Here is a 13,695-nt window from a genome sequence, read left to right as displayed (position 1 = left end):
TCGAATCAATTCAACCTCATTATTCGTAATTTTACTGTCACACTTACCAATCGACTATGAGCAATAATTCATTTACAGAAAGCCCTTTCAAAACTCTAATTTCTTTTCACAAATTGATAGAAAATTTAGAGGAAATTGCTGCAACCAATGTAGATTATCGCTCTAATTATGCTAAAGCGCTGCTAAAAGAAATAGCCTCTTTCCCAGAATTCAGAGACGGGATCGAAGATTTGAACTTTATCAAACAACACGAAACACTAATACATAATTTGCTTGCAGATCTATTCCCGACTGCATTAACACACAACGAAATTAAAGCCATTAGCATTCCATTTCAGAATACCACCTTTAATTATACGGAGAGATTCAAAAAGATTCTTCAAAATGCAGGAATGACATTTGACATGGAGATACGTGATTTTGAGGAGGATGAATTTTACATTTTTAATTGTATCTTAATTTTAAACGCTTATTATGGTCAGCATTTTGACTTCAACAGGCCTTTATTTTATGATATTCCGAGCGCGAATGGCATCATGAACCATTACCGTATTCTGTATAATGCCGATTTCATCGAAATTATTCCAACTCAAAATGCACCCGAACTTTCTCAAGATGATATCGATTTCTTAATGAATAATTACGGTAACATCAATTTATGGAAAGAAAAATTCCCTATTGAAAGCTGGATACTAAAAGGTTTTGGAATAATAAGCCTCATTGATGTTACTAGAGAAAATGCCATATCCAACTTAAAGAGCAATCTTTTAAAATCAGAATCATCACAAACTAAATTAAATTTGAGTTTTGAATCCATTTTTAGATCTATTTTTAAAATTGCTGATTTAAGAATTGGTTTTATCATATACAATGAGGAAGAAGAAAAATTCACAAACCCACCTCATGAAGAGAAAGAGATGAAAAGTTTCATCTTAAACGGCTTAGAGGAAATGGATTGTAAAAACACCATTTATGGTTGTTCTCTTGAAGCTCTTTTAGCAGAAAAAAAACCAATAATAATCTCTGAGGTTGAACAATTTTCCAAAATTTCCGGAAATGCGAGACTTGCACAACATTTGCTGCAGCAAAACATACAGAGCTGTATTTTTGCACCAGTAATAAAAGACGATACCATACTTGGAATTATTGAATTGGTTTCTGCAAAGCCAAAAGAACTCAACACCATCAATGCAACGAATCTAGATTTGATTTTACCGTATCTCATCGATACATTAGAACGGTATAAAACCGATATGCAGCACCAGATTGAAGCGATTATTCAAAGAGAATATACTGCCATTCATTCCAGCGTTTATTGGAAATTTAGACGAGAGGCGCTCAAATATTATCAAACTAACAGCCCCAATAAAGATTATATTTTCAAAGAAATCATATTCAAGGAAGTCTATCCACTTTATGGACAAATTGACATTAAAGGTTCCTCCGAACATCGAAATGAAACGGTAAAAGAGGATTTAAAAAACCAATTAACCACTCTTATCCAACTTCTTGAAAAGCAAAAATCAAATGAAAGTCTTGTTTTATTGGAACAACGAATATTCGAACTGCAATCTTTTGATAAAGAGCTTGAATTATCATTAAAAGCAGATACTGAGCAACAAATTCAGAATTATATCGAAACCGAAATTCACCCTATCCTGAGAAACACTAAAATGGATATTGAAAGTGAAATGGCAACGAAAAACTATTTTGAAAGCTTAGACGAAAAAACAGGAATGTTTTATCAAGCCCGAAAGCAATTTGATAATGCTATGTCCGTAATCAATAAAAAACTAGCCGCAGTCCTAGATAAAAAGCAAGTTGAAGCCCAACTAATTTATCCTCATTATTACGAACGATTTAAAACAGATGGTGTAGAACACAACCTTTATATTGGTGCATCAATTGCACCCACAAAACCATTTAACAGCCTTTATTTACAAAATTTAAGATTGTGGCAACTGCAAACTTTATGCGAAATGGAAATAGAACACCACTTGCTAAAAGCTACTTTGCCGTATGAACTGGATGTTACTTCCCTGATTTTGGTATTTAGCTCGCCCATTTCTATCCGATTCAGAATGGACGAAAAACGATTTGATGTAGATGGAACCTACAATGCCCGTTATGAAGTGGTCAAAAAACGCATCGATAAAGCCAATATAAAAGGGACCAAAGAACGAATCACCCAAAAAGAAAAAATCACCATTGTTTATTCTCACAATGCTGAAGAAAACGAATACTTGAAATACATCAAATACCTACAATTCAAAAAATTACTGGAACCCAATATTGAACAATTTGAAATTGAAGATTTGCAAGGTGTATCTGGATTAAGAGCCTTTAGGGTAAAAGTGGTTAACCATAATCAGGATAGTTTTTTTCAAAACAATTCTTATCAAGATTTATTGAATGAACAAAATTAACCGCCAATTGTTTTAAAAGCTACTACAAAAGCAATTACGGACAGTACAATTCCAATCATAAAAATATTATAGGCAATTCGCAATAATCGGTATTTTTTTTCCAAAACGATACCTAAATAATACAAATCTTTTATCATTGAATTGTATAGATATTCCCTGTCTTTCATCATCTCATTCATGGCCCATTTGTAATCCTCCAAAGGCATTTTGTAAAAATTACCAAAGAAAAGAAGGTTCACTTTTTTGTCTTCAATGTCCTTTTTTGTAAAAACCCCTTTGGTCACTTTTGGTCGGGTCGAAAGGATGGCAAAAATAATGGTGATTACACTGGACATCAGCATAATAAAAGTAGGAACAACTAAATGCACATTTTTTGGGCTGTCCAATTTTGGAATCAATGTAGAAAGGGCGATAGAAATAATAATGGCATTTACAGAAAGTAAAATATTGGCCTTACTGTCGGCAATACCACTCAATCGGGTATGATTACCTAAAGTAACTCGAAACAAAGTATCAATGCCTCGTTCCGGTTTTTCTTCTTTCTTTTTTCGTTTATTTCCTTTAGGCAATTCTTCACTCATTTTTTTTATTTTTTTTCGAAGTCGTTTTATGTTTTTTTCTTTTAAAGGTTTCCAATGTTCAATCGCATAAGGAGTATAAAACTGGTGAATTTTTGACAAAAACAATTCATTTTCTTTTGCCCATTCTATATCTGTTAACAATTTGCCTTCTACATTTTCCCACTCTTTTCTTAAACCTTCACATTCAAAAATGTAATCATCATTCAGAACATGATAATAGTCTGCATCCTTTATTATTTTTTCTAAAAGGTTTTGAGGCACATACTCCTTTGCTGTTGCTTTGATTAGACCGGAAACTTTAGCAATGTACTCCTCGGTTTTTCCTTTTTCCTTTAAAAAATGAGTTGCGATTTTGGCACTCGAATCTTCATGATTTTGACAACCATTTGTATAGCCCGTATCATGAAACCAAGCCGCTATCAGTAAAATCTCTTTATCTGAAAGAGAAATTTTTTCTTCATCACACAATCTGTTCACTGCGTTAACTACACCTGTTGTATGGTTCAAATTATGGTACGTATAAACACCTGAAAGTTTACTTTCCAGTAAATTGGATACAAAATCCTGAACTTGATTTACGAGAGTCATAAAAAAGTTTTTACATGTCTAAATTATGAAATTGTTTTTTGAAATTCATTTAATACTAGAGAATAAACAAAACTTTGTGTAATTTTTGTTTTTTCACCTTTTAAGGTTTTTATTTAAAAGTAACATCGATTAATCAATTACCTTTATATACATTTTCTTAATTTCGTTTAAAAATTATCAAAAAACTCGACATTTCGCTAAATTTAAAATAAATAAATACGCAATCAGCCTACTATTAAGCCTTATTAAAAAGGTATGATTCTTGAAATAATATAAGTAAGAGCATACTTGTTTTTGGTTACCGGATAATCAAAATAATACTAAATACAAAATAATGAGATTGTTTTCAAAAAATTGTTCAATAAATTTTAGCTTCATTTTTTTAATGCTGCTTCTTCAATCTTGTGCGACACACCAGGCCCAATATGGCAAAAAACTAGAAAACCACGTCATCCAAAATGAAACAGATTCTTCAAAAATTGCCCATACATTTTTCTTAATTGGTGATGCTGGAAGTCCTAACAAAGAAGAAGCTCAAGAAACATTTTCTTTACTTCGAAAAAGGTTAGAAAATTCAAATAAAAAAAGTACGCTATTGTTTCTTGGCGACAATATTTATCCTAACGGATTTCCGAGTGGCGTAATCCCAGAAGAATATGCAGAGGCTCAAAACAAACTTACAAAACAGTTAGAATTATCCAAAAATTTCAAAGGAAAAACCATTTTCATCCCAGGAAATCATGATTGGAACACCGGAACTGCAGGTTTAGAACGTCAGGCAAAATTTGTAACCAATTATCTCAATGATAAAAAAGCTTTTTTGCCTCAAAAAAATTGTGGCTTAGAAGAATTAAAAATTGACAAAAACATAACTCTAATTGCTATTGACAGTCAATGGTTTCTGGAAGATTGGGACAAATACCCAACTATAAATGATGATTGCAGTATCAAAACCCGTGAAGATTTTTTTGACGAACTGGCAAGTATTTTAAATAAAAATCAAGACAAAACAATAATTCTAGCTCTTCACCATCCGCTGATGAGCAATGGAACCAGCGGTGGACAGTTTTCAATGGAAAAAGAACTCTTCCCCTTCGAGCAAAAAATTCCATTGCCTGTTATTGGTTCTCTATTTAATTTGACCCGAAAAACATCGGGTATCTATCCGCAGGATATCCAAAATAAAGTGTATCTCAATTTTACAAAACGGGTGAAAACACTTTTGCAAAATCAAAGAAATGTCATCGTAGTTTCTGGCCATGACCATAATTTACAATACCTAAGCAAAAACAATATTAGACAAATCATTAGCGGTGCTGGTTCAAAATCAGAAGCTGCCAAGGCTGTGAATCCAAATGATTTTTCATACGGAGGAAATGGCTATGCAACATTGACATTGTATAAAAACGGAGAAACCAAAGTATCCTTTTATGGCAATGAAAACCAACAGGAAAAACTACTTTTGGAGCAAACCATCATAAAAGTTCGAGATACAGTCGCACCAAAAAATTTACCCACAAAATTTGCCGCAACAACTACAACTTCGATTTACTCTAATGAGATGACTCGAAAAAGCATCTTTCATAAATTCCTTTTTGGGTTACATTATCGAAAATATTATAGTTTGCCCATTGAAGCAAAAACGGCTACTTTGGACACTCTTTTTGGCGGAGTCAAACCTACAAGGGAAGGCGGCGGACACCAATCAAAATCATTGCGACTGGTTGATGCCAATGGCAAAGAATATGTAATGCGTGCCCTCAAAAAGAGCACCTCCCGTTTTCTGCAATCAGTGGTTTTTAAAGATCAGTTTGTTTTAAATCAGTTTGATGATACCTATGCCGAAGGTTTTTTGTTTGATTTTTACACTACCTCGCACCCTTACACCCCATTGGCGGTTGGAAATCTAGCCGACAAAATTGGTGTTGCACATACTAATCCTCTTTTGTATTACATTCCAAAAGAACCAATTCTAAAGGGCTTCAATTATAATTTTGGTGATGAACTGTACCTGGTGGAAGAACAATTATCCGATAATCAAAAAAACACAACAAGTTTTGGAAAACCATTGGATATTATCAGCACTGATGATGTGATGAAAAATTTGCACAAAGATGAAAAATACACCATTGATGAACCCGAATATATCAAAGCCCGATTATTTGATATGCTTATTGGTGATTGGGACAGACACAGTGATCAATGGCGCTGGGGCGAATACAAAGAAGATGGAAAAATAGTGTACAAACCCATTCCGAGAGATCGAGATCAAGCCTTTACCAAATATGATGGAGCTCTGTTATCGTTATTAATGAATATGCCGGCGTTACGCCATCAACAAACTTTTAAAGAAGATATTCGCAACGTAAAATGGCTGAACCGTGAACCTTATCCACAAGATATTGCGTTCCTAAAAACAACTGATGAAAAGGAATGGATAGCACAGGCCAAATACATTCAAGAACATCTTTCGGATGATGATATTGATGGTGCTTTTACTAATTTACCCAAAGAAGTGCAGGACGAAACGATCGAAGACATTAAACGCAAACTAAAAATAAGAAAAACGAAACTACAGCAATACGCAAAAGAATATTACAGGGTATTGCAAAAAACGGTTTTGATTGTTGGAACAGACAAAAAAGACAAATTTACAATTACGAATATCTCAAAAAACAATACTGAAATAGCGGTTTACAGACTCAAAAAAGAAGGTAATGAACTGCTTTATACCAAAAATTTCACGGCAGATAAAACCAAAAATATTTGGATTTACGGTTTAGATGACGATGATGTATTTGAAGTAAAAGGAGACGCTAAATCGGATATAAAAATTCGATTGATAGGCGGGCAAAATAATGACAGCTATACTGTTGAAAACGGAAAAAAAATAAAGATATATGATTTTAAATCCAAACCGAACAATTTTACTTTGGACTCTAAAACCAAAACCTTTTTGACCGATGATTATGAGCCCAATTTTTACAACTATGAAAAAGTAAAATACAATGCTTTCGCGGGATTCCCTTTTGGAGGCTACAATCCAGATGATGGTGTGAAATTAGGCATCGTGGCAAGCTACACGATAAACAAATTCAATCAATATCCATACACTCAAAGGCACTTATTAAAAGCCAATTATTTATTTGCCACCAGCGGTTATGAATTTACTTATAACGGCTATTTTCCAAAAACTTTAGGCAAATGGGATTTTGAGTTGGAATCAAAATTCACGAGTCCTAACTTCACCGTTAATTATTTTGGCTATGGAAATGAAACCGTAAACAATGATGATTTTTATGGAATGGATTACAATCGGGTTCGATTGAGAACACTAAAAGCCATGCCATCCATCAAAAAAACAGGTCGTTATGGAAGTGAAATTAATCTTGCTACCTCTTTTGAAAAAATAAGAGTCGAAGAAACTACCGATCGTTATATAAACATTCCGGGGGCAGTAAACCCAAATGTTTTTGATAACCAACAGTATGTGGGAGCCATAATCAAATATAGTTTTGAAAATTATGATGTTCCATCGCTACCGACAATGGGATTTGGATTTTCAGTAGCGGGCAGTTGGAAAATGAATGTAGACCATACACAAACCAATTTTCCTGCATTAGACGCAAAAATTAATTTCAACCATAAAATTGATCCGAAAGGTCAGCTTGTTTTGGCCACTATTCTGAAATCAAAAGTATTGTTCAACAATAATTTCGAATTTTATCAAGGCGCAACTTTAGGTGGTGATTATGATTTGAGAGGTTTCAGAAACGAACGATTCTTGGGTAAAGCTTCTTTCTACCAAAGTACAGATCTACGCTGGAACATCGGCAAAATTAAAAAGAGCATTATACCAATGTCTTACGGAATTTTAGGCGGTTATGATTACGGAAGAGTTTGGCTAGATGGTGAGGACTCCCATAAATGGCATCAATCCATTGGTGGCGGAATATGGATAAATGGCCTCAATGTAATTACGGGGCGAATAACCTATTTCAAAGGCACCGATGACCGAGCCAGAATTACTTTTGGTTTAGGGTATGGCTTTTAGCTTTGAAAGATTCACTCCATAAACTTTTCCGCCAATTTTATTAGTCTTTTCATCAGCAATAATCAGGGTTTCATTGTTCTTAAAACAAATCGCTTCTTTTTGTGAAAAATGATTTAATTTCAGTTGCGACTGCTTTCCTTTAAGAAAATCATCTCCTTTAAAATTTTCCAGCAATATGATTTTATCGTGGGTTAAAAGAACTACTTTGGAAGCATCAGGGCTAATGGCAGCACTGGTAATTGCACAGTGATTATAGTTCTCGCAGGTTTTTAATTTCCCCATTAAAACCGCTTGATGAAAACCTACTTTATTTGGAATTTTATATACTAAAACGGTGCCGTCAAATCCTTTGCTTCGGTTTTTGGTAAAGAGATAAAAGTTGTTTTTATATTCAAAGAAACCTTCCACATCAAAGAATAATTTAGTTTTTTTTGGTGGAAATTCTTTTTGCTCGGGATACGAAAATGAAATTTTATAGGTTGGAATTGTCTTTTCTTTCTCTAATGAATTTTTACTTATTTGATAGATGCACAAATCTTTTCGAACGTTGTCATTGTTGCCAAAATCGCCAATATAAAGATTTCCTGCTTTGTCTTTTGTGATGTCTTCCCAATCTATATTTAAGGCATTTTCAATGGTAATTGTTTTCTCAATTGTGCCATTTTTAGCATTCAGTCCATAGATTTTATTGGCATTACCGCTGTCTTCCAAAGTCCAGAATAAATCATTTTTTTCAGTATAAACAATCCCGGAAACTTCTTTTAACTTTTTTGGTAAACTATAAAGTGTCGTAAGTGTTTCAGAACCGTTTTGACACGCTATTAAAATAAAAGCAATTACAATAGAGATAGAATTTTTCATAGCTTTATGTATAGTTACAAAAATAAGTCATAAATTTCGATGAAACTAAACTTATTTCTTGGCTAAATAATTGAATTTCTTGTTGACAAAATATTTTTCACCAAAATATTACAAACTAAATCTATTACAAAAAATTAAAAAAAATAATAAAGGCTATTACTTGAATTCTTACAAGTAATAGCCTTTCTGCTTTTCCTTTAAGGCTGATGCCTTATATTTCAAAGTGAAATTTATTATTCTGTATCTATACCATTATACGTATTGATTGATAATATTTTCAAAAAGCTCCTGTTTGCCGCTTTGTAAATTCAACTCCCCGTTTTCTTGGGCAATTTTATACAAATCGGTTAAACTTAATTTTCCTTCTTCAAAAGCCTTTCCGTTTCCAGAATCGAATGAACTGTAACGTTGCGTTCTTAGTTTTTCATAAGGGGAAGAAGTGATAATTTTGTCGGCTGTCAATAATGCTCTCGCAAAAGTATCGGCTCCGCCAATGTGGGCCAAGAATACATCTTCCATATCAGTCGAGTTTCTTCTGATTTTGGCGTCAAAATTGACACCACCTCCCTGTAGTCCGCCTGCTTTTAGGAAAACCAACATAGCCTCGGTAACTTCCTGGATATTGTTTGGGAATTGGTCCGTATCCCATCCGTTTTGGTAATCCCCTCTATTGGCATCCAAGCTTCCCAACATTCCTGCTTTGGCAGCCACTTCCATTTCGTGTTGGAAAGTGTGTTGAGCCAGTGTTGCATGGTTCACCTCGATGTTCATCTTGAAATCTTTCTCTAAACCATATTTATGCAAAAATCCAATGGCCGTGGCACTGTCAAAATCATATTGATGTTTCATTGGCTCCATAGGTTTTGGCTCAATGAAGAAATTTCCTTTGAATCCTTGTGCTCTGGCATAATCTCTGGCTTTGGCCAAAAATTGTCCCATATGATCCAATTCTCTTCCCATATCGGTGTTCAGTAAAGTCATGTATCCTTCACGACCTCCCCAGAACACGTAGTTTTCACCGCCTAAAGCAATGGTAGCGTCCAAAGCCAATTTTATTTGTCCTCCGGCTCTTGCCAATACATTAAAATCTGGATTGGTAGCCGCACCATTCATATATCTTGGGTTAGAAAAACAGTTTGCAGTTCCCCAAAGCAATTTCACTCCAGAAGCGGCTTGTTTTTCTTTCAAATAGTCTGTGATGGTAGCCAATCTGCTTTCTGATTCTGCGAAAGTGGCTCCTTCTCTAACCAAGTCAAAATCGTGAAAACAGTAATAGTCAAATCCCATTTTGGTAATAAATTCAAATGCGGCATCCGCTTTCTCTTTTGCGGCAGCGATTGCATCAGTTGGTTGATCCCAAGCAAAATGTTGTGTTCCTGGACCAAACGGATCTGAACCCTGGCCACAGAAAGTATGCCAATAAGCAATTGCAAACCTAAAGTGTTCACGCATTGTTTTTCCGGCCACGATTTGGTTTGGATTGTAGTACTTGAATGCTAACGGATTATCTGATTCTTTTCCCTCAAACTGAATTTTCCCAATTCCTTTGTAATATTCTTTATTTCCCAAACTGATCATCTTGTTCTATTTTTTTGTTATTATTAATTCCAATTCTTTTTTCCAATTATTGTAAGCTTCCACATATGGCTCGTTATTTTTCAACGGCATATAAGTCATCACATGGTCATTCTTGATGATGTTTTCGCCAAACTTTTCAAAATCACCGTCCAAAAGTCCAACGGCCCTTGCTGCACCGACCGAACCCGTAGTATTGTATATTTCAATTTCATACCCGATTAATGTCGCCACCGTCTTCGAGAAGATTTCAGATCGAAAAAGGTTGTCGTTTCCGGCGCGAATCACTTTAATCTCTGTATTGTCATTTTTCATGATTTCCATACCGTAAACAAAGGAGAATGCGATTCCTTCCAATGCCGCCCTGCACAAATGACCGTGACTGTGTTTGTTTAAATTTAAATTCAAAAAGTGGGTTCCCACGTTTTTATTATTCAACATACGTTCTGCCCCATTCCCGAAAGGAATCACCACAACCCCATCTGATCCTACAGGAACTTTGGATGCTTTATGGTTCATATTTTCATAAGAATCGACCACACTATTACGCAACCATCGGTATTGAATGCCTGCTCCGTTTATACACAATAACTTACCAACTATAGGGCGCTCAGTGGTGTAATTAACATGCACAAAGCTGTTTACCCTTGAAGTTTCCTTTGAGTCCAATTTGTCTGTTACGGCATACAAAACTCCCGAAGTTCCGCCTGTTGTAGCCACTTCACCCGGTTTGAAAATATTCAGCGACAAGGCATTGTTAGCTTGGTCTCCCGCGCGATACACCACCGGAATTCCCACAGGAAGCCCCGACTCTTTTGATGCTTTATCGGTTAATTCCCCTTGGTTTGTGAAATTATCGACCAAGTCTGGTGTCAATGCAGTGTCAATTCCATAATAGTCCAACAAGAAATTGGCAACCTTATTCTCTTTGTAATCCCAAAGAATCCCCTCGGATAAACTGTTTCTGGTAGATACTATTTTACCCGTAAGTTTAAAAGCAATAAAATCACCCGGCAACATGAATTTGTAGATATTTTTATAAATTTCTGGCTCGTTGTCTTTTACCCACTTCAATTTGGAAGCCGTAAAATTTCCGGGAGAATTCAATAAATGGGTAGCGCATTTCTCGGCTCCAATTTCCTCAAAGGCTTTGTCACCAATCGCTACTGCCCTGCTGTCACACCAGATGATGGCATTACGCAACGCAGTGCCCTCTTTGTCAACCACGACCAATCCATGCATTTGATATGATATCCCAATACCTGAAATTTTTGAAGCATCTAAGTTGGCCTCTTTGATGGCGCGCTTGGTGGCCGTACAAGTATATTCCCACCATAGTTCTGGATCCTGTTCGGCCCAATCCTTATGAAAAGCGATTATTGCCATTTCATCGGCAGGTTCGTGCAAGGCGATAATTTTTTCACCGGTAACTGCATCAACCAAAGCCACCTTCACCGATGAACTTCCTATATCATATCCTATATAATACATTTATTATTATTTAATTTATGAAGCTAAAATTATAGTATTCTTTATAATTTGAATAAAAAAAGACAAAATACATACTTTTCATTCAAGAGAATGATTTCATTATGATTTTTACAAAATACACAACAAACACAACATAATCAAATACTTAAAAAACTATCCTATCCAAAAAAATCATCTTTAAATAACAACTTAAAGGTTTAAGTAACTTTTTAAAATTAACAGTGATAAAGGCAACAGATATTCCCTTTGACTATCAAGAAATCTTAAAAACATAAGTTCGATTATTATTTCTTCTTTTTTGATGATGGCAAAAAAAACAAAATACCACCCCTTAGCCCAATGTCATTAAGTTAAGGATTTAAATGATAAAATGATTGCTGATTTTTGATTAACGATTTTTGATTAACGATTTTTGACCCGAGCCTGAAAGGCGAACAGGCGAAGCATTTAAGATGTAGCAGACTTCGTAAATCGACAATCTAATATTTAGCAACAACAAATCTGAAATCAGCAATCGTTAATCCTCAATCTAAAATCTCATAACTTAATGACATTGCCCTAAGCCCCCCTTGCTCCGCCAGTTCGCCTCGCTCGTGTGAAGTAGAAATCTTTTTGTGGCTCGTTTTTTTTACGAGAGACAAAAAATTACTTCACTACATTATTATTTTCATCGGAGTTCAGTGAACTTTGTTTGTAACAGAAAGCGGGACGATATCGGCAAAAAAGCCACCCGAGCGATAGCGAATAAGCGAAGCAAATCATTCTGCTCCAAAAATTAATAATTGAACTAAAACCAAAACCTAAATTATTGAAATAAAAACGACTTATAATACTGCCATATTTAGAGCCAAAATCAAAAATGTATCAAGAAATTAATTTAAATTAGCCTACTACATCAAATCGCCAAATCATAATACAAAAATGAACAATAGAATTACATTAAAAAAAATTGCTGCTGAGTTTAATGTATCTATTGCGACTGTTTCGAAAGCTCTGAATGATAGTCATGAAATCAGTTTGAAAACCAAAGAAAAAATACAGGAGTTTGCCAAAAAGCATAATTACAAACCCAATAAAATAGCTTTAAGTTTACTGAACAAAAAAACCAAAACTTTGGGTGTAATCATTCCCAATATCATGAATAGTTTTTTTACGGAAGTTTTTGTCGGTATCGAGGAAAAAGCATCTGAGTTAGGCTATAATTTAATTTCCTGTATTTCTAATGAGTCCTATGACAAAGAGGTCAATACAGTGGAATTATTAAAAAGCGGAACCATCGATGGTTTTATTGTTTCCATTGCCGAAGAAACCCAAATCAACAAAAACTTCAAACACTTTAATGACGCCATAAACGAAGGTGTACCTATTGTACTATTTGACAGAGTAACCGACGAAATAGTATGCGACAAAGTAATTGTAAACGACTTTGAAGGCGCAAGGCATGCCACAGAACACCTCATCAAAACGGGGTGTAAAAAAATCGCATTAGTCTCCGTCATCGATAATTTAAGCGTAGGGAAATTACGTGTTGAAGGTTATAAACAAGCTCTCAAAGATCATAACATCACGATTGATGAAAAAATTATAGTACGATTAAATAAAAAAGAAGACCTCGAAACCTCCATGAAAATTATTTTATCAGACAAATCTATAGATGGCTTATTATGTCTCGAGGAAAGTTCTGCCATTCAATCTTTACAATTGATTAAATCCATGAATTATAAAATTCCAGAAGAAATGTCAATCATTTGTTTTACTAATGGAAAATTGCCTCAACATGTTACCCCTACAATAACTACCATAAGTCAACATGGCAAATACATAGGTGAAGTTGCAACCAAGATGCTGGTGGACCGTTTGGAAAATAAATCCGACTTAGAGTTTACTACCAAAATCATTAAAACCAGCTTAATAGAACGAGGAACAACTTTACCTTTGAAATAATTAATTGTTTTTTAATGAATCATTATTTCATTATTTATTAAAACAACAAGATTTCAAAAACCTATAAGGTCCTAAAATAGGTCAACTTTTATGTTAACTTATTTCAGGACCTTACAAATATTTTATAAAAAAAGTCCTAAACACTTTTACATGTTTAGGACTTAATCACAATTAT

The 13,695-nt window shown here is 34.6% G+C and carries 7 protein-coding genes; 3 read left to right on the top strand and 4 right to left on the bottom strand.

The features are described 5' to 3' along the window. Positions 1-56: 56 nt before the first annotated feature. Entirely contained in the window at positions 57-2,426 is a 2,370-nt protein-coding gene (locus tag C8C85_RS15845) for a GAF domain-containing protein (protein WP_116797939.1), read from the top strand. Here C8C85_RS15845 and C8C85_RS15840 read toward each other — a convergent pair. Next, positions 2,423-3,595 (bottom strand): Pycsar system effector family protein, encoded by a 1,173-nt coding sequence (locus C8C85_RS15840; RefSeq protein ID WP_116797938.1) that lies wholly within the window; start codon positions 3,593-3,595, stop codon positions 2,423-2,425. The genes C8C85_RS15845 and C8C85_RS15840 overlap by 4 nt on opposite strands. 385 nt (positions 3,596-3,980) lie before the next feature. Here C8C85_RS15840 and C8C85_RS15835 point away from each other — a divergent pair, with 385 nt between their 5' ends. Continuing rightward, complete coding sequence (locus C8C85_RS15835) at positions 3,981-7,649, top strand: metallophosphoesterase (RefSeq protein ID WP_243412119.1); 3,669 nt, start codon at positions 3,981-3,983, stop codon at positions 7,647-7,649. Here the strand turns inward: C8C85_RS15835 and C8C85_RS15830 are convergent. From C8C85_RS15830 to C8C85_RS15820, 3 genes are all read right to left on the bottom strand, one after another. Beyond that, a complete protein-coding gene (locus tag C8C85_RS15830) occupies positions 7,632-8,510 on the bottom strand; it encodes a hypothetical protein (RefSeq protein WP_116797936.1) in 879 nt (292 codons plus the stop codon). The two genes, C8C85_RS15835 and C8C85_RS15830, sit on opposite strands and share 18 nt — an antisense overlap. 252 nt (positions 8,511-8,762) lie before the next feature. Then, positions 8,763-10,088, bottom strand: a complete 1,326-nt coding sequence (gene xylA, locus C8C85_RS15825; RefSeq protein WP_116797935.1) for a xylose isomerase — start codon at positions 10,086-10,088, stop codon at positions 8,763-8,765. A 6-nt stretch (positions 10,089-10,094) separates the two neighbouring features. After that, positions 10,095-11,576, bottom strand: a complete 1,482-nt coding sequence (locus C8C85_RS15820) for a xylulokinase (RefSeq protein WP_116797934.1) — start codon at positions 11,574-11,576, stop codon at positions 10,095-10,097. Positions 11,577-12,497: 921 nt separating this feature from the next. Between C8C85_RS15820 and C8C85_RS15815 the strand changes: the two genes are divergently transcribed. Further along, complete coding sequence (locus C8C85_RS15815; protein ID WP_116797933.1) at positions 12,498-13,520, top strand: LacI family DNA-binding transcriptional regulator; 1,023 nt, start codon at positions 12,498-12,500, stop codon at positions 13,518-13,520. Positions 13,521-13,695 lie beyond the last annotated feature (175 nt).

It is taken from the genome of Flavobacterium sp. 103, assembly GCF_003096795.1.
In the GTDB taxonomy this organism is placed as follows: Bacteria; Bacteroidota; Bacteroidia; order Flavobacteriales; family Flavobacteriaceae; genus Flavobacterium.
This window is presented reverse-complemented; position numbering and strand designations above follow the sequence as displayed.